23 protein-coding genes and 2 pseudogenes are annotated in these 25,862 nt (G+C 71.9%); 13 read left to right on the forward strand and 12 right to left on the reverse strand.

What is annotated here, in order from left to right:
* From LRS14_RS00005 to LRS14_RS00045, 7 genes and pseudogenes are all read left to right on the forward strand, one after another.
* Positions 1-520: pseudogene (locus LRS14_RS00005) on the forward strand (hypothetical protein); the annotation flags it as partial.
* A 34-nt stretch (positions 521-554) separates the two neighbouring features.
* On the forward strand, positions 555-977 hold the full coding sequence (locus LRS14_RS00010) for a hypothetical protein (RefSeq protein ID WP_257798127.1): 423 nt from the start codon (positions 555-557) through the stop codon (positions 975-977).
* 121 nt (positions 978-1,098) lie between these two features.
* Entirely contained in the window at positions 1,099-1,428 is a 330-nt protein-coding gene (locus LRS14_RS00015) for an ATP-binding protein (protein WP_257798128.1), read from the forward strand.
* The gene (locus tag LRS14_RS00020) at positions 1,395-2,213 is read left to right on the forward strand and encodes a response regulator (protein ID WP_257798129.1); all 819 of its coding nucleotides are present in this window, start codon (positions 1,395-1,397) and stop codon (positions 2,211-2,213) included. The genes LRS14_RS00015 and LRS14_RS00020 overlap by 34 nt, the downstream gene beginning before the upstream one ends.
* A 69-nt stretch (positions 2,214-2,282) precedes the next feature.
* Positions 2,283-4,562, forward strand: coding sequence for a LysR substrate-binding domain-containing protein (locus LRS14_RS30540; protein WP_404977509.1), 2,280 nt, complete (start codon positions 2,283-2,285; stop codon positions 4,560-4,562).
* A 115-nt stretch (positions 4,563-4,677) separates the two neighbouring features.
* Entirely contained in the window at positions 4,678-4,911 is a 234-nt protein-coding gene (locus LRS14_RS30075) for a hypothetical protein (RefSeq protein ID WP_310740775.1), read from the forward strand.
* Between the two features lie 30 nt (positions 4,912-4,941).
* Positions 4,942-5,337, forward strand: a complete 396-nt coding sequence (locus LRS14_RS00045; protein ID WP_257798130.1) for a type VII toxin-antitoxin system HepT family RNase toxin — start codon at positions 4,942-4,944, stop codon at positions 5,335-5,337.
* A gap of 35 nt (positions 5,338-5,372) precedes the next feature.
* Here the strand turns inward: LRS14_RS00045 and LRS14_RS30545 are convergent, their stop codons facing one another.
* The 6 genes and pseudogenes from LRS14_RS30545 to LRS14_RS00070 all read right to left on the reverse strand — a co-directional run bounded on the left by LRS14_RS30545 (position 5,373) and on the right by LRS14_RS00070 (position 9,420).
* The gene (locus LRS14_RS30545) at positions 5,373-5,774 is read right to left on the reverse strand and encodes an FAD-dependent oxidoreductase (RefSeq protein ID WP_404977565.1); all 402 of its coding nucleotides are present in this window, start codon (positions 5,772-5,774) and stop codon (positions 5,373-5,375) included.
* A gap of 121 nt (positions 5,775-5,895) precedes the next feature.
* A pseudogene (locus LRS14_RS30550) lies at positions 5,896-6,657 on the reverse strand (FAD-dependent oxidoreductase); the annotation flags it as partial.
* Positions 6,658-6,668: 11 nt separating this feature from the next.
* Positions 6,669-7,052: an aspartate/glutamate racemase family protein gene (locus tag LRS14_RS00055; RefSeq protein WP_257798132.1), complete on the reverse strand. Its 384-nt coding sequence runs from the start codon at positions 7,050-7,052 to the stop codon at positions 6,669-6,671.
* Positions 6,938-7,393, reverse strand: coding sequence for an aspartate/glutamate racemase family protein (locus tag LRS14_RS00060; protein WP_257798133.1), 456 nt, complete (start codon positions 7,391-7,393; stop codon positions 6,938-6,940). The genes LRS14_RS00055 and LRS14_RS00060 overlap by 115 nt, the downstream gene beginning before the upstream one ends.
* 7 nt (positions 7,394-7,400) lie before the next feature.
* Entirely contained in the window at positions 7,401-8,297 is an 897-nt protein-coding gene (locus LRS14_RS00065; protein ID WP_257798134.1) for an amino acid ABC transporter substrate-binding protein, read from the reverse strand.
* Between the two features lie 136 nt (positions 8,298-8,433).
* Entirely contained in the window at positions 8,434-9,420 is a 987-nt protein-coding gene (locus LRS14_RS00070) for a transglycosylase SLT domain-containing protein (RefSeq protein WP_257798135.1), read from the reverse strand.
* Positions 9,421-9,602: 182 nt separating this feature from the next.
* Here LRS14_RS00070 and LRS14_RS00075 point away from each other — a divergent pair, with 182 nt between their 5' ends.
* Together LRS14_RS00075 and LRS14_RS00080 are read left to right on the forward strand one after the other, a co-directional pair.
* A complete protein-coding gene (locus tag LRS14_RS00075) occupies positions 9,603-9,992 on the forward strand; it encodes a hypothetical protein (protein WP_257798136.1) in 390 nt (129 codons plus the stop codon).
* Complete coding sequence (locus LRS14_RS00080) at positions 9,931-10,305, forward strand: response regulator (RefSeq protein WP_257798137.1); 375 nt, start codon at positions 9,931-9,933, stop codon at positions 10,303-10,305. Before LRS14_RS00075 ends, LRS14_RS00080 begins: the two co-directional genes overlap by 62 nt.
* 21 nt (positions 10,306-10,326) lie before the next feature.
* On the opposite strand, the gene LRS14_RS00085 is transcribed toward LRS14_RS00080, so the two are convergent.
* Entirely contained in the window at positions 10,327-11,721 is a 1,395-nt protein-coding gene (locus LRS14_RS00085) for an MFS transporter (protein WP_404977510.1), read from the reverse strand.
* Between the two features lie 183 nt (positions 11,722-11,904).
* On the opposite strand from LRS14_RS00085, the gene LRS14_RS00090 reads away from it, so the two are divergent.
* Complete coding sequence (locus tag LRS14_RS00090; protein WP_257798139.1) at positions 11,905-13,536, forward strand: alpha-D-glucose phosphate-specific phosphoglucomutase; 1,632 nt, start codon at positions 11,905-11,907, stop codon at positions 13,534-13,536.
* On the opposite strand, the gene LRS14_RS00095 is transcribed toward LRS14_RS00090, so the two are convergent.
* The 5 genes from LRS14_RS00095 to LRS14_RS00115 form a co-directional block, all read right to left on the reverse strand.
* The gene (locus LRS14_RS00095) at positions 13,529-15,040 is read right to left on the reverse strand and encodes a M20 family peptidase (protein ID WP_257798140.1); all 1,512 of its coding nucleotides are present in this window, start codon (positions 15,038-15,040) and stop codon (positions 13,529-13,531) included. The genes LRS14_RS00090 and LRS14_RS00095 overlap by 8 nt on opposite strands.
* A gap of 11 nt (positions 15,041-15,051) precedes the next feature.
* Positions 15,052-15,624, reverse strand: coding sequence for a DUF2242 domain-containing protein (locus LRS14_RS00100; RefSeq protein WP_232315430.1), 573 nt, complete (start codon positions 15,622-15,624; stop codon positions 15,052-15,054).
* 108 nt (positions 15,625-15,732) lie between these two features.
* On the reverse strand, positions 15,733-17,250 hold the full coding sequence (locus LRS14_RS00105) for an efflux transporter outer membrane subunit (protein WP_257798141.1): 1,518 nt from the start codon (positions 17,248-17,250) through the stop codon (positions 15,733-15,735).
* The gene (locus LRS14_RS00110; protein WP_257798142.1) at positions 17,247-20,417 is read right to left on the reverse strand and encodes an efflux RND transporter permease subunit; all 3,171 of its coding nucleotides are present in this window, start codon (positions 20,415-20,417) and stop codon (positions 17,247-17,249) included. The genes LRS14_RS00105 and LRS14_RS00110 overlap by 4 nt, the downstream gene beginning before the upstream one ends.
* A gap of 14 nt (positions 20,418-20,431) precedes the next feature.
* A complete protein-coding gene (locus LRS14_RS00115) occupies positions 20,432-21,721 on the reverse strand; it encodes an efflux RND transporter periplasmic adaptor subunit (protein ID WP_257798143.1) in 1,290 nt (429 codons plus the stop codon).
* A gap of 128 nt (positions 21,722-21,849) precedes the next feature.
* Between LRS14_RS00115 and baeS the strand changes: the two genes are divergently transcribed.
* From baeS to LRS14_RS00130, 3 genes are all read left to right on the forward strand, one after another.
* A complete protein-coding gene (gene baeS / locus LRS14_RS00120; RefSeq protein ID WP_257798144.1) occupies positions 21,850-23,271 on the forward strand; it encodes a sensor histidine kinase efflux regulator BaeS in 1,422 nt (473 codons plus the stop codon).
* The gene (locus LRS14_RS00125) at positions 23,268-23,948 is read left to right on the forward strand and encodes a response regulator (protein ID WP_046114623.1); all 681 of its coding nucleotides are present in this window, start codon (positions 23,268-23,270) and stop codon (positions 23,946-23,948) included. The genes baeS and LRS14_RS00125 overlap by 4 nt, the downstream gene beginning before the upstream one ends.
* 66 nt (positions 23,949-24,014) lie before the next feature.
* Positions 24,015-25,856 (forward strand): ATP-binding protein, encoded by a 1,842-nt coding sequence (locus LRS14_RS00130; protein ID WP_257798145.1) that lies wholly within the window; start codon positions 24,015-24,017, stop codon positions 25,854-25,856.
* The last annotated feature ends 6 nt before the right edge of the window (positions 25,857-25,862 follow it).

A 25,862-nucleotide genomic window follows, 5' to 3' on the forward strand; every position in this document is an offset into this window, starting at 1 on the left:
TGTACGACGTAGACCCATGGGCGTCGGTGCGATGGGCATCGCCTCGGTGCTGTCAGTGGCGGCGCACATGGGCGCCTTCGGCGAGCTGGCGCAGGCCTTCTCGGCGGTGATCGCGATGGTCACGGCCTTCGTCGCCCTCGCCGCTGATCGCCTGGGCCACTGGCGGACGTTACTACCTAACACCCCCCGACGGCGCCAGCTCCCACCGCCGGTGGTGCCGAGACGGCGCATCTTCCGGCTGGTGCCCGAGGGCAACAGCGCCGGGTCGCGGCCGGCGGCGCTAGCCGCCTACGACCTGCAACTCTGCTGCATCTGCGAGCGCGAATACGAGCACCCCGATATGGCACAGTGCCCCGCCTACCAGGGGCCGATCTGCTCGCTGTGCTGCTCGCTCGACGCCCGCTTGCGACGACCTGTGCAAGCCATGTGCGGCTGTCGGCGCAATGGGCGGCGCTGCTGCGCAAACTCATGCCGCGGGCACTGTGGCCTTCGATCGACTCCGGCCTGGGCCACTGCCTGATGGTCATGCTGATGGTGGTGCCGGTGCTGGCGCTATGTTCGGCGCGCTCTATGCACATGAACTGCGGCTGCTGGGCGAGGCCGGCGTGGCGGTGCAGCCGGCGCTGCGGCTGGGCTTCGTCAAGGCCTTCGCGGCGCTGCTGCTGGTCTCGGGCATCGTGGCCTGGTGGCTGGTGCTCACGCACAAGAGCCGGCAGGTGGCGCGGGAGGAATCCAATCGCCAGACGCAGGGCTGCACGAGCAGACGCAGGCCCTGCAGCGCGAAGCCGAATCCCCACCGCCGCACCGACGCCGCGCTGCAGGAGGCCAAGCGCGCGGCCGACGCGGCCAGCCAGGCCAAGAGCCGCTACATCACCACCATCAGCCATGAGCTGCGCACGCCGCTCAAGCAGCATCCTGGGCTATGCGCAGCTGCTGGAGGAGGACGAGGCCTGCCCGGCACCGCAAGCGTGCGGTGAGCGTGATCCGCCGCGGCGGCGACCACCTGCTGAGCCTGATCGAGGGCACGCTGGACATCGCGCGCATCGAGGGCGGCAAGTTCAACCTCAGCCCCGCAGCCGATGCGCTTCCGCGAGATGCGTGCACGAGCTGTCGCGCCTGTTCGAGCTGCAGGCCGCCGGCAAGGGCATCGCCTTCGAGCCGCAGATCGCCGACAGCCTGCCCGACGTGGTGCGCGCCGACGAGAAGCGGCTGCGGCAGATCCTGATCAACGTGCTGGGCAATGCGGTGAAGTTCACCGCGCAGGGCCGCGTGGCCTTCCGCGTGACCTGGGCGCGGGAGCTGGCGCGCTTCGAGATCGAGGACTCCGGCCCCGGCATGAGCGACGCCGAGCTGGAGCGGGTGTTCGAGCCCTTCATGCGCGGCTCGGCCGCGGCATGTCCGCCAGCGGCGGCACCGGCCTGGGCCTGACCATCGCCAAGATGCTGACCGACCTGATGGGCGGCGAGATGACCGTCAAGAGCCAGCTGGGCGCGGGCAGCAAGTTCACCATCCGCCTGTTCCTGCCGGAGATGCGCGCCGCGCTGGCGATACCGGCCATCGTGCAGCAGCGCCGCACCGGCTACGTCGGGCCGCGCCGCAAGGTGCTGGTGGTGGACAACGAGGAGCTGGACCGCGGCTTCCTGGCCAGCGTGCTGGAGCCGCTGGGCTTCGAGGTGGCGCAGGCCGCCTCGGGCGAGGAAGCGCTGGCTCGGGTGGAAGGCCTGGCGCCCGACGTCATCCTGATGGACCTGGCCATGCCCGGCATCGACGGCTGGGAGACCCTGCGCCGGCTGCGCGCGCAGGGCCTGGGCGCAGCGCCGGCGGCCATCGTCTCGGCCAATGCCTTCGACAAGGGGCTGGAGAACGACGTGGGCATCACGCCCGAGGACTTCATGGTCAAGCCGGTGCGGGTGGGCGAGCTGCTGGACTGGCTGGGCCGGCGGCTGCAGCTGCAGTGGATCGACGTGTCGGCGGCCTCTTCGGTGCCGCGGGTGCTGGAGGCCGCGCCGGACGCGCCGCCGCCCGACGACGGTGGCAGCGTGCCCCTGCCGCCGCGTGCGCAGCTGGAGGAACTCGACAAGCTGGTGAGCCTGGGCTACGTGCGCGCGGCATCGTGCGCAAGCTCGACGAGATCGAGGCCGCGCATGCCGGCTCGGCCCGCTTCGTCGCGCGCATGCGTGCGCTGGCGCAAGGTTTCCAGCTGGATGCCATGACACTGCGGTGCGGGAGGGCTTGGCGATGGAAGTTTCTGAGCGGCCGGGTGCCCGGCCCGCGGACGTGTCATGACAGTGCAGACGAGTGCCTTCGACCAGGTCGCCGGCGACGTGGTGCTGATCATCGACGACCAGCCCGACAACCTGTCGATGCTGCACGACGCGCTGGACGAGCGGCTACACCGTGCTGGTGGCCACCATGGCGAAGGCGCGCTGCGGCGCGCGGCGCAGGCGCAGCCCGACATCGTGCTGCTCGACGCGATGATGCCGGGCATGGACGGCTTCAAGGTGGCGCGCCGCCTCAAGGCCGACCCGGCCACAGCGGCCATCCCCATCGTCTTCATGACCGGCCTGACCGAGACCGAGCATGTGCTGGCCCGCCTTTGCCGCCGGCGGGTGGACTACGTCACCAAGCCCATCCGCCCGCGCGAGGTGCTGGCCCGGCTGGCGGCCCATGTGAACAACGCGCGGCAGGCGCACCAGGCCCGCAGTGCGCTCGATGCCTTCGGCCATGCCACGCTGGTGGTGCGCGCGGGCGACGGCCGGCTGGTGTGGCAGACCGCGCTGGCGCGGCAGATGCTGCAGCAATGGTTCGGCGGCGACAGCCTGGACACCGCCGCCGCTGCTGGACTGGGTGCGCCAGCGGTAGCCGCCGGCGCGGTGGGCAGCGCCTCGCAGGCCGGCTCGCTGGTGCAGGGCGCGCGGCGGCTGCACTTCACGCTGCACGAGAGCACCGGCGAGGACGAATGGCTGATCGTGCTGCGCGAGGCCAACGACGCCGCGATGCTGGAAGGCATGATGCTCGCCTTCAAGCTCACCGCACGGGAGGCCGAGGTGCTGTACTGGGTCGTCAAGGGCAAGACCAACCGCGACGTGGGCGATATCCTCGGCGCCAGCGCCGCCACGGTGAAGAAGCACCTGGAACGGGTGTACGAAGCTGGGCGTCGAGACCCGCACCGCCGCCGCCGCGCTGGCCATCCAGCGCGTGCGGCAGCTGAAACGCTGAGGCGGGCATCGGCGCACACACGCATGCGGCTCAAGCACATCGAGGTCTTCAACGCCATCATGCTCACCGGCAGTGCCAGCGCCGCGGCGCGGCTGCTGCACGTGACGCAGCCGGCCATCACCCAGGCGCTGCAGCATGCCGAGCTGCAGCTGGGCTATTCGCTCTTCACCCGCCAGCGCAACCGGCTGGTGCCCACGCACGAGGCGCAGTCGCTGTACCCGGAGGTGCAGCGGCTGATGTCGCAGCTGGAATCGGTGCGGCGCATCGCCACCGCGCTGGGCAGCGGCGAGGACAGCGAGCTGCGCATCCTGATCGTCCCTTCGCTGGCGGTGCATGTGCTGCCGGCGGCGCTCAAGCGCTTCAGGCGCCGGCACCCGAAGCGGCCGGTGTCGATCCAGACGCTGCACACCCGCGAGATCGCCCGCGCCATCGCGCTGCAGGAGGGCGACGTCGGCATCGTCTACGGCAGCCTGGGCCACCCGGCGGTGCATGAGGAGCGGGTGGCCACCGGCCGGCTGGTGTGCGTCACGCCGCAGGGCGAGCGCGCCGACCGCCGCACCACGGTGGCGCTGGAGGACGTGGTGCGCACGCCCTTCATCCGCATCGACGAGCGCGACCCGGTGGGCGCCATGCTGGCCGACCAGTGGAACCGGCTGGGCCACACGCCGGCGCCGGGCATCACGGTGCAGACGCACCACATCGCGATGCTGCTGGCCGAGCAGGGCTTCGGACCGGCCATCATCGATTCCTTCACCGCGCACGACAGCCGCAGCCGCAGCCTGCATGTGCGCACGCTGCTGCCAGGTACCGGTGGAGGTGCGTGCGCTGCTGCCGCAGGGCCTGCGCTCGCCGCAGCCGGTGGCGGATTTCATCGAGGCCTTCGGTGCCGCGGCGGGCGCGGCGGCCTGATTCAGCGGGGCGGTTTCAGGCGCGGTCGGTGGGCTGCACTTCGGCCAGGCTGTCGCAGCCGCTGCCGGCGGCAATCCAGCGCAGGGCCATGTGCCGGGCCACCGGTGCCAGCCAGCGCAGCGGCCGAGGCAGGTGGCGTGCGGTGTGCGACACCATGCCGCAGCGGTAGCGGCCCTGTTGCCACACCAGCGCCCGGCAGCGGCCGGTGCGGCGGCGGCTCACCAGCATGCCGACCGGGCAGGGCTCGGCCGCGCAGCACACGCCGCAGCCGTTGCAGGGCTGGCCGGCGGCGGGCTTGGTCGGTGCATCGCTGCGCAGCATGGACACGCGGGTCATGGTGCGCATCATCGGCCGCCCGTGGCCGGGCCGGCGGGCGGAAAAGCGGGCTGCGCCAGGGCCTGCTCCGGCGGCTGGGCCGACAATGCGGCCCATGAATGCCGACGCCATCGTCCATCTGCTACGCCAGCGCCTGCCCAACCTGATGGCGGTGTACGCCTTCGGCAGCCGCATCAGGGCACCGCCGATGCGGACAGCGACCTCGACCTGGCCGTGCTGGTGCCGGGTTATGCCGAGCCGGTGGCCTTGTGGTCGCTGGCCAGCGAGGTGGCGGACGTGGCGGGCTGCCATGTCGACCTGCTGGACATGCGTGCTGCCTCCACCGTGATGCAGCACCAGGTGCTGACCACGGGCGTGACCTGGTGGCGGCGCGACGACGACGTCATGATGTGGGAGGCGGCCATGCTGAACGAGATGCTGGCGCTGGACGAACGCGCGCGCCGCTGATGGCAGACATCCTTCGTCGGGGCAGCGTCTATGGCCAATGAGGTCCTGCTGAACAAGGCTGCTGCGATCGAGCGCTGCGTGCGCCGTGCGCGGGAGGAATACGAGCGCGGCCCAGACAGCTTCGCCACCGATTTCACCCGCCAGGACGCCGCCATCCTGAACATCCAGCGCGCTTGCGAGGCCGCGCTGGACATGGGGCAGCACCTGGTCCGGCGCGACCAACTTGGCCTGCCGCAGAGTGCGCGTCAGGTCTTCGACCTGCTGGCTCGGGCCGGCCATATCGATGTGGCGCTGGCGGACGCGATGAAGCGCATGGTCGGCTTCCGCAACATCGCGGTGCACGAGTACCGAAGCTTCAGTTGCCGATCACGGTGGCCATCATCCGCGACCACCTCGACGAATTTCTCCGGTACAGCCGGGCGCTGATCCAGCGCGACGAGCCGGCCGCCTGAGCACGGCGCTCAGCCCGTCACCCGGAACGCTGTCGGATCCACCGCCGGCTCGCGGCCCTCCATCAAATCGGCCAGCAGGCTGGCGCTGCCGCAGGACAGGGTAAGGCCCAGCGCGCCATGGCCGGCGTTGACCCACAGCCCGGGCCAGCGGGTGGCGCCCACCTGCGGCCGGCCGCTCGGCGTGGCCGGCCGCAGGCCGGTCCAGGGCTGCGGATCGTCGAAGCTGCAGGCGCCGGGGAAGGTCTCCCGCACCGACTGGCACAGCGCCTCGATGCGCGCTGGCGGCAGCACGCGGCTCATGCCGATCAGCTCGGCAAAGCCCGCCACGCGCAGCCGGTCGCCCAGCCGGGCATGGACGAGCTTTCGGCCGTTGTCGGTGATGCTCACGCGCGGCGCGGCGGCGTCGTCCACGATCGGCAATGAGACGCTGTAGCCCTTGATCGGCTCGATGGGCGGCCGTGCGCCCAGCGGCGAGCAATTGCACCGTGGCCGGGCCGGCCGCCATCACGATGGCGTCGGCCTCGATGCGCTCGCCGCCCGCCAGCTCGGCCGCCACCACGCGGCCGGCGGCATCACGCACCAGCCGCTGCACCGGGCGGCCCAGCCGCAGCGTGGCACCGCTGGCCTGGGCCAGCAGCACGGCCAGCCGGGCGGCGTCGATCACTTCCTCGGTGGCCGTCCACACGCCGAAGGCGATGGGCCCGCCGCCGGTGGCCGCGAGTGCGGGCTCCAACCGCCGCACTTCGTCGGCGCCGACGATGGCCTGCGCGCAGCCCCAGGCACGCTGCCACTCGATCTGCCGCTGCACGTCGGCCAGCGCCTCGGGCTTGCGGTAGATCACCAGCTTGCCGGTCTGCGTATGGCGCGTGGCCTCGGCGCTGCCCGGCAAGGCGGCCAGCCAGCGGTGCAGCGTGCGGCGGCTCTCCTCGGCCAGCGACAGCAGCTGCTCGCTGGTGCGGCGCACGGTGGGCCACTGGCAGGCCGCGACGAACTCGCTCAGCCAGCGGGCATGGCTGAAGCGCGGCTGCGGCCGCCAGCGCAGCGGGCTGTCCGGCAGCAGCAACCACTTGGGCAGGTTCTTCAGTGCGTCGGGCGTGGCCAGCGGCTCCACATAGCTGTAGCTCAGCTGCGCCCCGTTGCCCAGGCTTTCGCCGCGGCCGGGCTGGGCATGGGCGTCCACCAGCGTCACGCGCCAGCCGCGCTCGGCCAGGGCATGGGCGGTGGCCGCGCCCACGATGCCGGCGCCGATGACGCAGGCATGGCGCGGCCCCGCCAGGGCGGTCGGGCTTGTCATCGCAGGGCTCCTCAGGCGGTCATGGCGACGCGCTGGGCCATCGACCAGGCCACGGCCTGGCGGGCCAGCGCGTCGGTGGCGTCGATCACCGGCACCGGTGCCGAGCGTTCGTCCACCACGAGCGGGATCTCGGTGCAGCCCAGCACCAGCGCCTGCGCACCGCGACGCGCCAGGGCCTCGGCCACCGGCTGCAGCAGCGCGCGGGCTTCGGGCAGCCGGCCCGACTTGACCGCGCCGATGCCGGGCATCACGCCCTGCAGCATCTCGGCTGCGGTGGGCATCAGCCACTGCAGGCCGCTGCCCTCGGGCGTGCGGTTGGGATAGAGGCCGGAGGCGATGGTGGCGTCGGTGGCCAGCAGGCCGATGGCGCGCCGCGGCCGATGCGCTGCACGCATTCGGCCAGCGCCGCATCCACCAGGTGCAGCATCGGCAGGCCCAGTGCGGGCGCCAGCGCCTCCCACCACAGGTGGGCGGTGTTGCAGGGCATCACCACCAGGCCGGCACCGGCATCCACCAGGCGGCGCCCGCTGGCCACCATCGCGGCCAGCGGTGAATCGCCCTCGCCGCGGAAGGCGGCGGTGCGGTCGGCCACCTGCGGGATGCTGCTCACCACCACCGGCACATGCTCCTGGTCGGTGGTGGCGGGCGTGGCCTCGATCATCTTGCGCATGAAGTCGATGGTGGCCAGCGGCCCCATGCCGCCCAGCACCCCCACCACGCCCAGGCCTTCGCTCATCACGCGCTCACAGGGCCGGCTTGTCCAACAGGGCCTTGAGGTTGTCGGCCAGCTCCTTGCTCATCGGGGCGGCCAGGTTGATGCCCTTCGGCGGGATCGGCGACTGGAACCACTTCTTGTAGAGCGTCTCGAATTCGCCGCTCTTCATCATGCCGGCCAGGGTGTCGTCCACCAGCTTCTTGAAGGGCGCGTCGTCCTTGCGCACCATGATGGCGTAGGGCTCCACCTGCAGCGCCTCGCCCACCACGGCCAGCTCGGCCGGGTTCTGCGCGCCGGCACGCAGGCCGTACAGCAGGATGTCGTCCATGCCGAAGGCCTCGGCGCGGCCGCTCTGCACCATCAGCGCGGACTCGGCATGGTCCTTGGCGGCCAGCAGCTCGAAGCCCAGGTTCTGCTCGGTATTGAGCCGGCGCAGCAACTGGTAGTTGGTGGTGCCGGTGGTGGACACCACCTTCTTGCCCTTCAGGTCGGCGATGGACTTGATGCCCGAATCCGCCTTCACCAGGAATCGCGTGCCGGTGTAGAAGTAGTTGATGGCGAAGGCCACCTGCTTGCCGCGGTCCGAATTGTTGGTGGTGGAGCCACACTCGATGTCGATGGTGCCGTTGGCCAGCAGCGGAATGCGGTTCTGCGAGGTCACGGCCTGGGTGTTGACCTTCAGGTCGGCACGGCCGGTGGCCTTCTTCACCTCGGCCACCACGCGCTGGCAAATCTCCCAGCCGAAGCCTACCGGCTGCGTGTCGCCGCCGAGGTAGGAGAAGGGGATCGACGACTCGCGGTACGACACCGTCATGGCGCCGCTGGCCTTGATCTTGTCGAGCGTGAGCGGGGTCTGGGCACCGGCGGTGCCGCACAACGCGGCGGCGGTGGCGATGGCAAGGGCCAGGCGGGACGAAGTGCGCATGCGGGAGATCCTTTCGGTGCCGACAGGGGGCGGGTGAACAACGAGCCCCGATGCTAGGGACCCCGTTCCACCTGCGGCATCGTGAATTGCCCGCAGGGCATAAGCCCCGCTTATGGCGCGGCGCGGCGGCGCCGGCTCAGGGCTGTGCGGCGGTGCGGATCTTCTGCAGCCGCGGCGACGGCTGCGTCACCCGTGCGTCGAACGGATGGGCCAGCGCGCCCACCACGCCCAGCACCCGCTTCACATAGGCGCGGGTCTCGTTGTAGGGCGGCACGCCCTGGTAGCGCTCGACCGTGCCTTCGCCAGCGTTGTAGGCGGCGGCCACCAGGCTCACGTCGCCCTCGAAGTAGGCCAGCAGCCAGCGCAGGTACGCCAGCCCGCCGCGGATGTTCTGCTTGGGGTCGAAGGCGTTCTTCACCCGGAAGCGCTCGGCGGTCTCGGGGATCAGCTGCATCAGGCCCATCGCGTTCTTGGGCGACAGCGCCTGCGCATCGAAGTTGGACTCCGCCTTGATGATGGCCAGCGCCAGCCCTGGGTTGACGTCGAACTCGGGCGCCATCTTCATCACCATCTCGACGATGGGCTGGGGCGAGCTGGCCTTTAGGCGCTCGATGGCGGCGGCGGAGGCCGCGGCCGCTTCCGCCGCGGCGGCCACGGCGGGATCGACCATCGGCGGCGGCGGGTCCTTCAGGCACTCGGGCTGCACCGGCGCGGCGCCGCCCAGCAGCCGCAGCTGGTTGGGGGCCTGCGGAATGCCCTGTGCGGCGGCGGCCTCGAACAGCCAGGCGGCCCAGCCGTCCTGGCGCTCCACGCCGCGGCCGTGGGCGTACATCCAGCCGAGGTGGAACTGCGATTCGGCATCGCCCAGCTTGGCGGCGCGGCAGTACAGCGCGGCGGCGAAGCCGGGATCGCGCGGCAGGCCGTTGCCGGTCTCGTGGCGCTGGGCGTCGGCACGCAGCATGGCCACCAGCTCCTCGTCGGCGCCCGGCGCCGCCGCCTGCCCAGACGCGGCCATGGCCTGCGCCGCCGCGGCCGCGACCAGCAGCACGGTGCCGGCCAGCACGCGCAGCGCCGCACCGCGGCCAGCGGCACGGACGGGGAGGCGTGGAATGACGTACTTCACGTGAGGCGGCGGTTTCGGCAGCGGACCCGCGATTGAAGGCCATGCGAACCGGGGCGTCGACCCCGACCTTGAGGGGATTGCCTTCTGCCGCGCACCGCGGCGGTGCATGTGCGAAGCGTCTCAAGCGCCGGCCTGGCCGCGCCGAAGTAACAGGCCACCCTGCCGTCTTCGGGATCGTTGTCATGAATGTCCGACTGCCGCCGCTCGACCTGTTCTGGTCCCAGGCCTGGAACGCCTTCGGCCCCTACCTGGTGCCCACGCTGATCGCGGCGGCCTTGCTGGTGTTGCTGTTGCTGCTGGGCCGCAAGGACGGCGCCGACGGCCATGCGCCGCCGAGCGCCGGCTCGCGCACCGAGGGCATCGCCCGGCGGGCACGCCCGGCGGAGGTGATTCCCCATGCCGCCGCGCCGGCCGCCAGCCGCGCGCCACTCGTGGCGACCCCCGCGCCCCGCGCCGGCAGCCCCGCCCGCACCGGCCCCCGCGCTGCTCGTCGTCGACGATTCCGCCGTGGTGCGCGCCAAGCTGCGCAAGCTGCTGGAAGGCGCCGGCTACCGCGTGGTGCTGGCCCATGACGGACAGCAGGCCTTGGCAGCCTTGCCGGGCGAGTTCTTCTCGCTGCTGATCACCGACCTGGAGATGCCGAACATGGGCGGTCTGGAGCTGATCGCCAGCGTGCAGGGCAGCCTGGAGACCGAGGACCTGCCCATCATCGCCATCACCGGCCATGACGAGCTGCAGGCCCATGTGCGAGACTGCCAGGGCCTCTACGGCCTGTTCCGCAAGCCCTGGAACGACCGCGAGCTGCTGCGCCGGGTGGAGGCGCTGGTGGCCCTGCGGGCCCGGCCGGCGCAGCCCCGCGCAGTGCCCGAGCCGGCCCTGCACTGAAGCCGCCAACCGCGGCGGGCTTCAGCCGGCGTGCCGCACACGCAGCAGGCTGAGCAGTCCCGCCGCGGCCGCGAAGCCGGCCGCCAGGGTTAGCGCAACCACTGCCCCGCGGCCGTCCTGCGCGCCCAGCAGGCTGAAGATGCCAGCCAGCAGCACCGCGCCCAGCGTCTGCCCCGTCAGCCGCGCGGTGCCCAGCATGCCGCTGGCCGCGCCCGAGCGCCGCGGCGGCGCCGAGGTGACGATGGTGTGGTTGTTGGGTGACTGGAACAGCCCGAAGCCCGCGCCGCACAGCAGCATGCGCCAGACGATGTCGGCATCCGACGGGACGGCCGGCAGCGCCGCCAGCAGCCCCAGGCCCAGGGCCATCAGCGCCAGGCCGATGCCGCCCAGCAGCCCGTTGTGGAAGCGGCCGATCAGCCGCCCGGCAATGGGTGCCACCACCACAATGGCCAGCGGCCAGGCGGTGATGAGCAGCCCGGCCGCCAGGTGGCTGCGGCCCAGGCCGTCCAGCAGCAGGAAGGGCAGCGCGATGAAGGCCAGCATCTGCGCCGCGAATGCGCACACCGAGGTGCCGATGGACAGCCTGAACAGCGGGATGCGCAGCAGGTCGATGGGCATCAGCGGCGCCGGCTGGTGCCATTGCCGGCGCAGGTAGAAGGCGCCCAGCAACAGCCCGGCCCCCAGCAGCCCCAGGCCCTGCGCCAGGCTGCCGCCGGCAGCGCCGTGGCGGGCGCCCAGCAGGTCGGCGCCCAGGAACACCAGGCTGAACATCGCGATGTTGAGCAGCACGTCCAGCGGCGCGGGCGCGGCCGGCGCGGGATGTTCCGGCGTGGGCGCCGGGTTGTGCGGCAGCACCCGGTAGCCCAGGAAGATGACCAGCAGCCCCAGCGGGATGTTCAGCACGAACAGCGCCGGCCAGGGCGCCACCGAGAGGATGGCCGCCGCCACCGTCGGCCCGGCCACCGAGGCGCCGGCCACCGTCAGCGAGTTGATGGCCACGCCGCGGCCCAGCATCGCCTTGGGGTAAATCTGCCGCACCAGCGCGGTGTTGACGCTCATGATCCCGGCCGCGCCCATGCCCTGCACCACGCGCGCCAGCGCCAGCGCCCACAGGCTGCCGCTAAGCAGGCAGGCCAGCGATGCGGCGGTGAACACCGCCACGCCGGCGAAGTACACGCGGCGGTAGCCGATGCGGTCGCCCAGCGTGGCCAGCGGCAGCAGCAGCGCCAGCGTGGCCAGCTGGTAGCCGTTGACCACCCACACCGCCTGCGCGGCGGTGGCGTTCAGGTCGCGGGCGATGCCGGGCAGCGCGAGGTTGACGATGGTGCCGTCCAGCACCGCCAGCACCAGCCCCAGGATGATGGCGGCCATGGCATGGGTGCGGGCGGGCGGGGGCAGACCATCCGATACGAGCATGTAACCTGCGTGGCGGCCAGGAAGGCGGCATGGAAAGGGGCACCGATCCTAGCCGCCGCACCATGCCGCTGCCCGCGCACGGGCTTGCCGTTTGCTCAAGCCAGGCTTCGCCGGGCGGCCCCCTCACAATCGACGACACCGGACGCCACGCAGTCCATTCCAGGCCCGGGTCCAGGAGCTTCCATGACCATCGTCACCCACACCACCCAACCATTCGACGGACAGAAACCGGGCACCTCCGGGCTGCGCAAGAAGGTCACCGTCTTCCAGCAGCCGCGTTATCTCGAGAACTTCGTGCAGGCGCTGTTCGACGGCCTGGAGGGGGCGCAGGGCAGCACGCTGGTGCTGGGGGGTGACGGCCGCTTCCACAACCGCCAGGCGGTGCAGGTCATCCTGCGCATGGCGGCGGCCCATGGCTTCGGGCGCGTGCTGCTGGGGCAGGGCGGCATCCTGTCCACGCCCGCGGCCAGCTGCGTGATCCGCGCCCGCGGTGCCTATGGCGGCATCGTGCTGTCGGCCAGCCACAACCCGGGCGGCGCCGATGGCGACTTCGGCATCAAGTACAACGTGGGCAACGGCGGCCCGGCGCCCGAGAAGATCACCGACGGCATCCACGCCCGCACGCAGCAGATCACGCAGTACCGCATCAGCGACGCGGCCGACATCGACATCGACACCCTGGGCGAGCGGCGCATCGAAGGCATGGTGGTGGAGGTCATCGACCCGGTGGCCGACTATGCCGCGCTGATGGCCGAGTGCTTCGACTTCGATGCCATCCGCAAGCTGTTTGCCGGCGGCTTCCGCATGCGCTACGACGCCATGTGGGCGGTGGGCGGCCCCTATGCCAGGGCGCTGATCGAAGGCGTGCTGGGCGCGCCCGCCGGCACGGTGGTGAACGCCGAGCCGAAGGAGGACTTCGGCGGCCTGCATCCCGACCCCAACCCGGTGAATGCCGAGGACCTGATCGCCCACATGGCGGCGGCCGACGCGCCCGACTTCGGCGCTGCGTCGGACGGCGATGCCGACCGCAACATGATCGTGGGCCGCAACTTCCCCGTGGCGCCGTCGGACAGCCTGGCCCTGCTGGCCGCGCATGCCACGGTGGCGCCGCGTTATGCCGAGGGCATCGCCGGCATCGCCCGCTCCATGCCCACCTCGATGGCCGCCGACCGCGTGGCCGCGGCGCTGGGCGTGCCCTGCTACGAGACGCCCACCGGCTGGAAGTTCTTCGGCAACCTGCTGGACGCCGGCAAGGTGACGCTGTGCGGCGAGGAGAGCTACGGCACCGGCTCCGACCACGTGCGCGAGAAGGACGGCCTGTGGGCGGTGCTGTTCTGGCTCAACGTGCTGGCGGCCACCGGCCAGTCGGTGGAGCAGCTGGTGCGGTCGCACTGGGCGCAGTACGGCCGCAACTACTACTCCCGCCACGACTACGAAGGCATCGACACCGCCGCGGCCGACAAGCTGATGAGCGGCCTGCGCGCGCAGCTGCCGCAGTTGGCCGGCCAGGTGCTGGAAGGCCGGCGGGTGAGGCAGGCCGACGACTTCGGCTACGTCGATCCGGTGGACGGCAGCAAGTCGGCCAAGCAGGGCGTGCGCATCCTGTTCGACGATGGCTCGCGGGTGGTGTTCCGCCTGTCGGGCACCGGCACCGAAGGCGCCACGCTGCGGGTGTACCTGGAGCGCTACGAGGCCGACGTGGCCCGGCAGGGCGAGGACACCCAGGCCGCGCTGGCGCCGCTGATCGCAGTGGCGCGCAACGTGGCCCGCATCGCCGAGATCACCGGCCGCAAGACGCCGACGGTGGTCACCTGACCGGTTGGACGCCGGCCTGCAAGCCGGCCTGCGCATCGGCCACCAGCAGCCGGTGGTAGAAGGCCACCAGCTCGGCCAGGTTGCTGGTGGAGATGCGCTCGTTGGTGCCGTGGAAGCGCGGCAGGTCCTCGGCCCGGGCACGCACCGGCGAGAAGCGGTAGACCTGGTCCGCCAGCCCCAGCAGGTGGCGTGAGTCGGTGGCGCCGATCATCAGCCCTGGCGCCACCACCGTGCCCGGAAACAGCTCGCGCACGGTGCGTTCGATCAGCCGGTAGCTCGGTGACTCGACGGGCGAGACCGGCGAGGCTTCCGACTGCATGCCCGGCGCCGTCGCCACCTCCACCGCCGGATTCGCCACCACCTGGCGCGCATGGTCCACCGCCGCGGCCACGGTGTCGCCCGGCAGCAGCCGCACGTTGACGTTGGCGGTGGCCTCGCCCGGCAGCACATTGGCCTTGTTGCCGGCGGCCACCACCGTCAGCGCGCTGGTGCTGCGCAGCATCGCATTGGTGCTGGGGCCCTGCTCCAGCTGGTGGCGCACCAGCGGGCCGAACAGCCACAGGTTGGACAGCACCACCCGCATCGGCGCCGACATCTCCGGCGCGATGCGCGCGAACATCTCCGCCGCCACGCCGCGGATGCCGGCCGGCATCGGCTGCGATTCGATGCGCTGCAGCGCCTGCGCCAGCGTGCCGATGGCCGTGGCCGGCGGCGGCATCGACGCATGCCCGGGCGTGCCATGCGTGGTCAGCTGCAGGTTGACGTAGCCCTTCTCCGCCACGCCCACCAGCGCCAGCGGCGCATCCAGGCCCTTGAGCACGCCGTCGGTGATGAGCAGGCCTTCGTCGATGACGAAGTCCAGCCGCACGCCGCGCGACTTCAGCAGCGCGGCGATCTGCGCGGCACCCCGCTCGCCGCCGGTCTCCTCGTCATGGCCGAAGGCCAGGTACAGCGTGCGGCGCGGGCGGAAGCCCTGGCGTGCCAGCAGCTCCACCGCTTCCATCATCGCCACCAGGTTGCCCTTGTCGTCCCAGGCGCCGCGGCCCCACACGAAGCCGTCGCGGACCGTGCCGGCGAAGGGCTCGGCCTGCCAGTCGCGCTCGGTGTTGGGTGCGATGGGCACCACGTCCTGGTGGGCCATCAGCATCATCGGCCGCGCGCCGGCATCGGTGCCCGTCCAGGTGTAGAGCAGGCTGTAGCCGCCCACGGTCTCCCGGCGCAGCGCGGCGTGGGCCTGCGGATAGCTGGCGGCCAGCCAGTCGTGCAGCTTCAGGAACTCGGCCGCGGCTGCATCGGGCTGGCCGTCGACGGACACGGTGCGCAGCCGCACCGCGGCGGCCAGGCGGCCGGCCACGGCCTGCGCATCCACCGCCACCGGCGCCACGGCCGGCACCGCCACCTGGCGCGAGGGCTGGCGCCAGGTGTTCAGGGCCAGGATCAAGGCCAGCAGCCCGAGGGCCCCGGCCAGCGCGGCGGCGGCTCGGGCCAGCAGGCGGCGTCGCATCGGTGGCGGCTTCAGTGGTCGGCCGCGGCCGCCGAGGCGGCGGTGGCAGGCGTGGGGCCGGTGCGGTCGATGTAGCGGTCGATCAGCGCGAAGAAGCGCTCGTAGAACACCGCGTCGGCGATGGTCTGGCTGGCCACCTTCACCATCGAGTCGTCGCTGGCGGAAAACGGCAGCGACAGCGAGCCGATGGCGCCCACGCCCAGGCTGGCCGAGGTGCTGCTCTTCTTCAGCGTGTAGCGGTCCTGCAGCGCGCTGACGAACACCACCGCCGTCGTGTTGTCGCCGCCCTCGGGGGCGCACACCACCCGCAGGTCGATCTCCACATGCGTCTCGCGCTCGGGCTGGAAGTTCTTGCGGCCGTTGACGAAGTCGTTCTTCGCCTGGCCCACCAGGTAGCCCTGGCTGAGCAGCGCGCGCCGCGCGGCCTCGCAGGCCTGCGCATCGCTGACGTCGAAACGGCGTGCATGCGTGTCGTCCGACTGGAAGGTCTCGTAGGTGGTGTGGCGCTGCTTCTGCGTGGCGGCGCAGCCGCTGGCCAGCAGCGCCACGGCCAGCAGGGCCGCGACCAGGGGGGACGACTGCAACGGACGGACGCGCAATGAGGCGGTGCGGAACATGGGCGAAATGCTAAGCCAAGCCGGAAACGCCGAGGTTGGCGCGGTGTAAAGCACCGCCCGCGCCGCGCGTGGCCTTCAACCGCCCGTGCCCTCCTGCCAGCCGCCGCCCAGCACCCGGTACAGCGTGAGCCGGTTGGCCTGCTCGGCCAGCCGCAGCGTGATCAGCGCCTGCTGCGCGGTGTAGAGCGAACGCTGCGCATCCAGCACTTCCAGGAAGCTGTAGGCACCGCTGCGGAACAGCGCCTGAGACAGCTGCAGCGTGCGGCCGGTGGCCTCGGTGAGCGACTGCTGCGAGGCCAGCCGCTCGGCCAGCGTGCTGCGCTGGGCCAGCGCATCGGCAACCTCGCGGAAGGCCACCTGCAGCGTCTTCTCGTAGGTGGCCAGCTGGATGTCGCGCTGGGCGGTGGCCACGTCCAGGTTGGCCTGGTTGCTGCCGGCATTGAAGATGGGCAGGCTGATCGAGGGCACGAAGCTCCAGGCGCCGTTGCCGCCACCGAACAGCGCCGACAGCTCGCCGCTGGCCACGCCGGCCGCCGCCGTGAGCGTGATACGCGGGAAGAAGGCCGCCCGTGCCGCGCCGATGCTGGCCTGGGTGCCACGCAGCAGGCTCTCGGCGGCCATCACGTCGGGCCGCTGCTGCAGCACGCTGGAGGGCAGCGCGGCCGGCAGCTCCACGAGGGCGGCCACCGGGCGCTCGATGGCGCCGTCGGGCAGCAGCGCCGTCGGCACCGGGCCCGCGGCCAGCAGCTCCAGCGCATTGCGGGACTGCTGCACCTGCGTGGTGAAGGCGGCCACGTCCACCCGGGCGCTGTCCACCGTGGTCTGCGCCTGTGCCAGCGTCAGGCCCGACTGGCCGCCCAGCTCGTAGGCGCGGCGCGTCAGGTCGTAGGCGTCCTGCCGGGCCTTCAGCGTCTGGCGGGCCAGCAGCAGCCGCTGCTGGTCGGCGGCCAGGTTGAGCCAGGCGGTGGCGGTGTCGGCCACCAGCGCGATCTGCGTGGTGCGGCGGTTGTGCTCGGTGGCAAAGAAGGTCTGCAGCGCCGCGTCGCTGAGGTTGCGCACGCGGCCGAAGAAGTCCAGCTCGTAGGCCGAGATGGCCAGCTGCGCGCTGTAGGTGCTGGTGGTGCGCGCCTCGCCGCTCGCTGACACGCTGGCCGGCTGGCGCTGGTTGTTGCCGCTGCCGGTGGCATTGACGGCGGGCAGGCCGGCCGCCTCCTGGATGCGGAACTGCGCGCGCGCCCGCTCGATGTTGAGCGCGGCCACCCGCAGGTCGCGGTTGTTGGCCAGCGCCAGCTCGATGGTGCTGCGCAGCCGCGGCTCGGTGAAGAACTCGCGCCAGGCGAGCGCGGCGGCGGCATCGGCCGCCACGGTCGGCCCCGGCGCATTGGCCTGGTTGGGCGCAGCGGGTGATGTGGGGGCCGATGCGGCAGGCACGTCCTGCGGCGCGCTGGCCGCCGGCACGGTGCCCGGCACCGCGGCCGACCAGTCGGCTGGCAGCGGTGCCGCGGGCCGGCTGTAGGGCGGCGCCAGGTTGGCGCAGCCGCTGGCCAGCAGCGCGGCGGCCAGGGCCGCGGGGAGCAGGGTCAGCCGATTCATGCGTGGCTCCCTTCCAGCTTGGCCGGCGGCGTGGCTTCGGCACGGGCAGCCTTGCGCCTGGCGAAGAAGCTGCGGATGAGCACGAAGAACAGCGGCACGAAGAAGATGCCCAGCGCCGTGCCCACCGCCATGCCGCCCAGCACCGCGGTGCCGATGGACTGGCGGCCTCCCGCGCCGGCGCCGGTGCCGATGGCCAGCGGCAGCACGCCGAAGCCGAAGGCCAGCGAGGTCATCAGGATGGGCCGCAGCCGCAGCCGCACCGCGGCCAGCGTGGCTTCCACCACCGACTTGCCCTGCTCCTGCAGCTGCTTGGCAAATTCCACGATCAGGATCGCGTTCTTGCACGACAGGCCCACCGTGGTGAGCAGGCCCACCTGGAAGTACACGTCGTTGGTCAGCCCGCGGGCGGAGGTGAACAGCAGCGCCCCCAGCACGCCCAGCGGCACCACCAGGATCACCGAGAAAGGCACCGACCAGCTCTCGTACAGCGCCGCCAGGCACAGGAACACGAACAGGATGGACACCGCATACAGCAGCGGCGCCTGCGAGCCCGACAGCCGCTCCTGGAAGGAGGCGCCGGTCCAGTCCAGCGCGATGCCGGGCGGCAGCTCCTTCACCAGGTCCTCGACGATGTTCATCGCGGTGCCCGAGCTCACGCCCACCGCTGCGTCGCCCACCATCTCCTCGGCCGGGCTGCCGTTGTAGCGCTGCAGCTGCGGCGAGCCGAAGCCCCAGCGGTGGCTGGCGAAGGCGCTGAAGGGCACCATGCGGCCCTCGTTGTTGCGCACCGTCCATTGGCGGTAGTCGTCGGGTGCCATGCGGAAGGGTGCATCGCCCTGCATGTACACGCGCTTGACGCGGCCGTTCTCCAGGAAGTCGTTGATGTAGGTGCCGCCCATGGCGCTGGACAGGGTGCTGTTGATGTTGGCGGTGGCCAGGCTCAGCGCGCCGGCCTTGCGGTCGTCGATGTCCACCACGAACTCGGCGGTGTCGTCCAGGCCGTTGGCGCGGGTGCGCGAGAGCTCGCTGCGCTGCGCCGCCAGGTCGACGAACTGCTGGCGTGCGCGCTGCAGCGCCTCGTGCCCCAGGCCGTTGACGTCCTTCAGGAAGAAGTTGAAGCCGGCGTTGGAACCCAGGCCGCGCACCGCCGGCGGCAGCACCACGAAGATCTGCGCATCGCGGATGCGCGACAGGTCGCGCGTGGCCTTGCGGGCGATGGCCGAGGCGCTCTGCTCGGGCTTGGGCCGCTCGCTCCAGTCCTTCAGGCGCAGGAAGGCGCGGGCCGAGGCCTGGTCGCCATCCAGGCCGCTGACCGAGCCGAAGGTGAGCACGTCGGGCTGCTGCGCGAAATAGGCCTCCACCTCGCGCAGCACGGCCTGCGCACGCTCGGCGGTGGCGCCGGGCGGCAGCTTGATCTGCGCCTGCAGGATGCCCTGGTCCTCGTCGGGCAGGAAGGAGGTGGGCAGCCGCGCGAACAGCAGTGCCATGCCGGCGGCGATGGCCAGGTACACCACCAGCATGCGCTTGGGCCGCTTGATGATGCCGCCGATGCCGCGCTGGTAGCTGTCGGCGGTGCGGTCGAAGCCACGGTTGAAGCGCGCAAACAGGCGGTCCAGCAGGCCCAGCGGGCCGCGGCGCGGCGTGCCTTCGCCACCCTCGCCATGCGGATGCGGCTTGAGGAAGGTGGCGCACAGCGCCGGCGTGAGCGTGAGCGCCACCAGCACCGACAGCACCATGGACGACACGATGGTGATGGAGAACTGGCGGTAGATCACGCCGGTGGAGCCGCCGAAGAAGGCCATCGGGATGAACACCGCCGACAGCACCAGCGCAATGCCCACCAGCGCCGGCGTGATCTCTTCCATCGACTTGCGCGTGGCCTCCAGCGCGGGCAGCTTCTCCTCGCGCATCACCCGCTCGACGTTTTCTACCACCACGATGGCGTCGTCCACCAGCAGGCCGATGGCCAGCACCAGGCCGAACATCGTCAGCGTGTTGATCGAGTAGCCGAAGGCCGCCAGCACGCCGAAGGTGCCCAGCAGCACCACCGGCACCGCGATCGCCGGGATCAGCGTGGCCCGCAGGTTCTGCAGGAACACGAACATCACCAGCACCACCAGCAGCATGGCCTCGAACAGCGCCTTGACCACCTCGTCGATGGAAGCGCTGATGAAGGGCGTGGTGTCGTAGTTGAGCACCGGCGTCAGGCCGGGCGGGAAGTTGGGCCGCAGCTCCTCGATCTTGGCCTTGACCGCCTCGGCCACGTCCAGCGCATTGGCGCCGCTGGACAGGATGACGCCCAGGCCGGCGCCCGGCTGGCCATTGAGCCGCGTGGTGATGGTGAGGTTCTCGGCGCCCAGCTCCACCCGGGCCACGTCCTTCATCAGCACCAGCGCGCCGTCGGGGCTGCTCTTGAGCACCACGTTCTGGAACTGCTCCACCGTCTGCAGCTTGCTGCGCGCGGTGATGGTGGCATTGAGCATCTGGCCCGGCGTGGCGGGCAGCGCGCCCAGCTGGCCGGCCGAGACCTGCGCGTTCTGCGCATTGATGGCGGTGGCCACGTCGGACGGCATCAGGCCGTACTTCTCGAGCTTGGCGGGATCGAGCCACAGCCGCATGGCGTAGCCGGTGCCCAGCGTGCGGGCCTCGCCCACGCCGTCGATGCGGCTGACGATGTCCAGCAGGTTGGTGGTGACGTAGTCGCCGATGTCGACGTTCGACATGCTGCCGTCGGCCGAGATGAAGTTGATGATCAGCAGCCAGTCGCTGCCCGCCTTGGTGACGGTCACGCCCTGGCTCTGCACCGCCTGCGGCAGCCGAGACATCGCCTGCTGCAGCTTGTTCTGCACCTGCATCTGCGCCACGTCCGGGTCGGTGCCCGCGTTGAAGGTGAGCGTGGTGCGCGAGGTGCCCGACGAGCTGCTCGTCGACTGCATGTAGGTGAGGTTGTCCAGCCCCTTGAGCTGCTGCTCGATCACCTGCGTGACCGAGTCCTCCACCGTCTTGGCCGAAGCGCCGGTGTAGGTGGCGTTGATCGAGATGCGCGGCGGCGCGATGTCCGGGTACTGCTCCAGCGGCAGCGAGCGGATCGACAGCACGCCGGCCAGCATGATGACGATGGCGATGACCCAGGCGAAGATGGGTCGGTCGATGAAGAAGCGGGCCATGGGGCGGTGCTCCTTCAGCGCGCGGCCGGCAGGGCGGCGGCCGCGGCGGCGCCCGCGCCGGCGCCGACACTTCCGGCGCCCCCGCCCGGCGATGCACCCGAGGCCGCACCGGCCGGCGCCGAGGCCGCGCCCGCGGCCCCCGCTGCGGCGCGCACCGCCACCGCACGCACCGTGTCACCCGGCTTCACCCGCAACGAGCCTTCCACGATCACCCGGTCGCCAGGCTGCAGGCCTTCCAGCACCTGCCAGCGGCTGCCGATCGCGCGGTCCACCTTCACCGGCTTGCGCACCACCTTGTTCTCGGCATCCACCACCAGGGCCGACGCCGTGCCCGTGGCATTGCGCGTGACGGCCTGCTGCGGCACCAGCAGCGCGTTGTCCTGCACGCCTTCCTGCAGTACCGCGCGCACGTACATGCCCGGCATCAGCAGGCCCTGCGGATTGGGCACCACCGCGCGGAGCGTGATGCCGCCGGTGCCGGTGTCCACGTTCACGCCGCTGAAGGCCAGCCGGCCTTCCTGCGCATAGGTGCTGCCGTCTTCCAGCAGCAGCCGGGTGCGGGCCTCGCCATCGGCCGCGCGCTGCAGCCGGCCGGCGGCCAGCTCGCGCTTCAGCCGCAGCACCTCGGTGCTGGACTGGGTGACGTCGACATGGATCGGGTCCAGTTGCTGCACCGTGGTCAGCGCGGTGGCCTGGTTGGCCGTGACCAGCGCCCCCGGCGTGACCGAGGACAGCCCCACGCGGCCCGAGATGGGCGCGGTGATGCGGGTGAAGCCCAGGTTGATGCGCGCCGTCTCCAGCGAGGCGCGGGCCACGCCCAGGTCGGCCTGCGCCTGCTGCAGCGAAGCCTGCGACTGCTCGTCGGCCTGCTGGCTGATGGCGTCGATCTTCACCAGCTCGGCATTGCGGCGCGCGGTGGTCTCGGCCACGGCCACCGCCGCCTCGGCCCGGCGCAGGCTGGCCTGCGCACTGTTGAAGGTGGCCTGGAAGCTGGCGGGCTCGATCAGGTAGAGCACCTCGCCGGCCTTGACCATCGAGCCCTCGGTGAACAGCCGCTTCTGCACGATGCCGCCCACCTGCGGCCGGATCTCGGCCACCAGCCGCGGCGTGGTGCGCCCGGGCAGTTCGGTGGTGACGGCCAGGCGCTCGGTCTGCAGCGTGACCACGCCCACTTCCTTGGGGCCGGCCGGCGCGGCGGCGGCCTTCTTGTCCTCGCCCTTGGAGCAGGCGGCCAGGGCCAGGGCGGTGCACAGCAGGGCGGCGGCGGGCCAGCGGCGGGCGGAAAGGGGGCGGGGGCATTTCATGCGGGCCATGCTGTGCTCAGAATGTGGAGGGAAGTTGAAGAGCCGCGCCGGGCGGCGGGCCGGCGGCCCCGGCGCTTGCAGCCGGGCGCCGAACGCGGTGTGATCGGCCCCTGGCCGTAATCAGTCGAATGAAGATCAGCATCACCGCACGGTTGTTCCTCGCCGTGCTCGCCATCGCCGCCTTTGCCGTGCTGGCCATGGGCATGGCCGCGCACTTCAGTTACACGCGCGGCTTCATCGGCTACCTCAACGAGCAGGCGATGCTGCGCATGGAAGCGGCCGTGCCGCGCCTGGCCCGGGCCTACGCGGCCAACGGCAGCTGGGGCTTCGTGCAGGGCAACCGGCCCGAGTGGTTTCGCATCCTGCGGGTGCCGGCGGATGCAGCTTCCGTGCCGGCCGGTGCCGCCCCGTCCGGCGGCCGAGCGCCGCCGCAGGTGTCCGACCTCACCGGCGCGCTGCTGCGCTTCACCCTGCTGGACGACCAGGAACGCTTCGTGGTGGGTTACGGCGCGGTGGACGGCGACTCGGTGCGGCGGGAGATCGTGGTGGGCGGCGAGCGCGTGGGCTGGCTGCTGATGGCGCCGTTCCAGACGGTCAGCGGCGGCGGCGACCAGCGCTTCGAGCGCCACCAGATCCGCGCCAGCTGGGCCATCGGCGCGGTGTGCGTCCTGCTGTCGGCGGTGATCGCGCTGTGGGTGGCGCGGCGGCTGCTGCGCCCGGTGCGCAGCGTGGCGCAGGCCACCCACCGGCTGGCCGCCGGCGAGTACGGCAGCCGCGTGCAGGTGGAGTCGGACGACGAGGTGGGCCAGCTGGCGCGTGACTTCAACACCCTGGCCGACACGCTGGAGCGCAACGAGCGCATGCGCCGTGATTTCCTGGCCGACGTGTCGCACGAGCTGCGCACGCCGCTGGGCGTGCTGCACGGCGAGCTGGAGGCCATCGAGGACGGCGTGCATGCGATGAGCCCGGCCACCGTCAAGTCGCTGCAGGCCGAGGTGGCCACGATGAACAAGCTGGTGAGCGACCTGTACGACCTCTCGCTGGCCGACGTGGGCGCGCTCACCTACCGCAAGGCGCCGGTGGACATCGTGGCGCTGCTGTGCACCACGCTGGACGGCTTCACGGCCCGGCTGGCCGAGGCCGGCCTGACGCTGCGCACCGAGCTGCCCGCCGAGCCGCCGATGGTGCTGGCCGACGAGCGCCGGCTGCAGCAGCTGTTCAACAACCTGATGGAAAACAGCGTGCGCTACACCGACCGCGGCGGCGTGCTGCAGGTGCGGGTGAGCAGCCCGGCCGGTGCGCAGGCGGTGCAGCTGGAGTTCGAGGATTCGGCGCCCGGCGTGCCGGCGCACCGCGTCACCCGGCTGTTCGACCGCTTCTACCGCGTGGAAGGCTCGCGCAACCGGGCCAGCGGCGGCGCCGGCCTGGGCCTGGCCATCTGCCGCAGCATCGTGGCCGCGCATGGCGGGCGCATCGAGGCCGGCGCCTCGCCGCTGGGCGGGCTGGCGATGCGGGTGGTGCTGCCCGCATCGGGCGAGGCGGCGGCATGAACGGTCCGGCCGCCCGCATCCTCGTCGTCGAGGACGAGCCCAAGATGGCCTCGCTCATCGGCGACTACCTGCGCGCCGAGGGCCATGTGCCGGAGTGGATCGCCGATGGCCGCGAGGTGCTGCCGGCCATGGCCGCGCAGCCGGCCGACCTGGTGCTGCTGGACATCATGCTGCCCGGCATGGACGGCCTGGCGGTGTGCCGCGCGCTGCGGGCCACCAGCGACGTGCCCATCGTGATGCTCACCGCCCGGGTGGAGGAGGCCGACCGCCTGCTGGGCCTGGACCTGGGCGCGGACGACTACATCTGCAAGACGCCGTTCAGCCCACGCGAGATCATGGCCCGGGTGCGGGCCATCCTGCGCCGCTCGCGCCGCGGCCTGCCGCCGCCGCCCGGGCCGCTGCACATCGACGAGGCCGCCTGGCGCGCCAGCTACCACAACGTGCCGCTGGAGCTCACGCCGGTGGAGTTCCGGCTGCTGCGCACGCTGGCGGCCACGCCCGGCCGCGTGTTCTCGCGCGACAGCCTGCTGGACCACCTGCACCACGACGGCCGCGCCGTCACCGACCGCGCGGTGGACAGCCATGTGAAGAACCTGCGCCGCAAGCTGGAAGCGGCGGCGCCGGGGCAGGACCCGATCCGCTCCATCTACGGCGTGGGTTACAAGCTGGAGCTGTAGCGGCCCCGCGTCGGCCCGGGATTAGGGCGCCGCGCCCAGTGTGCTTGGCGCTAAGCTGCCCCCGGCTTGACTCGCAGGGACCCGATGCCGCCGCAGGACTCCAGCTTCACGCTCGATCCCGCCGAACTGCAGCAGCGCAAAACCGCCAACGCCCGGCGGGTGCATGCGGCGCAGATCCCGCTCGTGCGGGTGGTGGGCTTCTGCATCCTGTGCCTGATGGCGGTGCTCAACAGCGAGCCCGCGCATCCCGTGGACCGCTGGCTGTGGGGCCTGGTGGCGGCCAACCTGGCCTACAGCCTGCTGAGCTGGGCCGTGCTGTGGCACTTCTATGGCCGCACCGGTCGCTTCGACCTGAGCCTGCTGTTCATGCACCTGGACCTGCCGATGTGGCTGCTGACGCTGCACTGGCTGGAGCAGACGCACCTGTTCTTCGGCTACCTGCTGCTGGTGCGGGTGGCCGACCAGGTGGGCTATGGCTTCCGCCGCGCGCTGTACTTCAGCCACGTGGTGGTGCTGGCCTACCTGGGCTACACCCTGCTGCTGGACCTGCTGGCGCTGCAGCCGCGCTGGGGCGAGCGGCTGACGCTGGCCGCGGTGATGTACCTGGTGGGCGTCTACCTGGCCTTCACCGGGCTGGTGAACGAGCGGCTGCGCCTGCGCACCCGCACCGCGGTGCGCACCGCCCGCCAGCTGGTGGACACGCTGGAGAACCGCAGCGCCGAGCTGCAGGCCCAGGCGCAGGAGCTGCGGCTGGCACGCCGCATGGCCGAGCAGGCCAGCGTGGCCAAGTCGCGTTTCCTGGCGATGATGAGCCACGAGATCCGCACCCCGATGAACGGCGTGCTGGGCGCCACCGAGCTGCTGCTGGGCACGCCGCTGACCCCCGAGCAGCGCAGGTATGCCGAGACCGCGCGCCAATCCGGCCAGGTGCTGCTGGGCATCATCGACAACGTGCTCGACCTCTCGCGCATCGAGGCCGGCCGGCTGGACCTGGCGCAGGACGTGGTGGACCCGCGGCGGCTGGTCGACGAATCGCTGGCAGTGGTGCGGCCGCAGGCCCTGGGAAAGGGCCTGCGGCTGGCGGCGGAGGTGGCGCCGGAGGTGCCGCCTCGGGTGCTGGCCGATGCGCTGCGCCTTCAGCAGGTGCTGCTGAACCTGCTGTCCAACGCGGTGAAGTTCACCGACCGCGGCAGCGTGTCGGTGCGGCTGCGCTGCCACGACGACCCGCGCGGCCGCGGCGGCGCGCTGCTGTCCTTCGAGGTGGCCGACACCGGCATCGGCATCACGCCGCTGCAGCGGGCGCACATCTTCGAGCCCTTCGTGCAGGCCGATTCCTCCACCACGCGGCTGCACGGCGGCAGCGGGCTGGGCCTGTCCATCGTGCGGCAGCTCAGCCGGCTGATGGGCGGCGACATCGAGCTGCACAGCCCGCCCGAGGGCGGCTCACGCTTCGTGTTCAGCGTGCCGGTGGGCGCGGTGTCGGCGCCGGCCGGCGCCCCGGCGGCCGATCCGGCCCTGCCGCCGCTGCGCCCCAGCAGCGTGCTGCTGGCCGAGGACAACGAGGTGAACCAGCTGGTGCTGCGGGAGATGCTGGGCCGGCTGCAATGCCGGGTGGACGTGGTGGCCGATGGCGCCGAGGCCTGCGCCGCGGTGCAGCGCCGGCACTACGACCTGGTGTTCATGGACTGCCACATGCCGGGCACCGACGGCTTCGAGGCCACGCGCTGCATCCGCGCGGCGGAGGCCGCTGCCGGCGCGGCGCGTCGGCTGCCGGTGGTGGCCCTCACCGCGGCCGCCATGCCCGAGGACCAGGCCGCCTGCCGCGCCGCCGGCATGGACGACTTCATGAGCAAGCCGGTGACCATCGCGCAGCTGGCGGCCACGCTGGCGCGCTGGCTACCGAAATAGAGGCCT

It is taken from the genome of Aquincola sp. J276 (assembly GCF_024700035.1).
Classification (GTDB): domain Bacteria; phylum Pseudomonadota; class Gammaproteobacteria; order Burkholderiales; family Burkholderiaceae_C; genus Aquincola; species Aquincola tertiaricarbonis.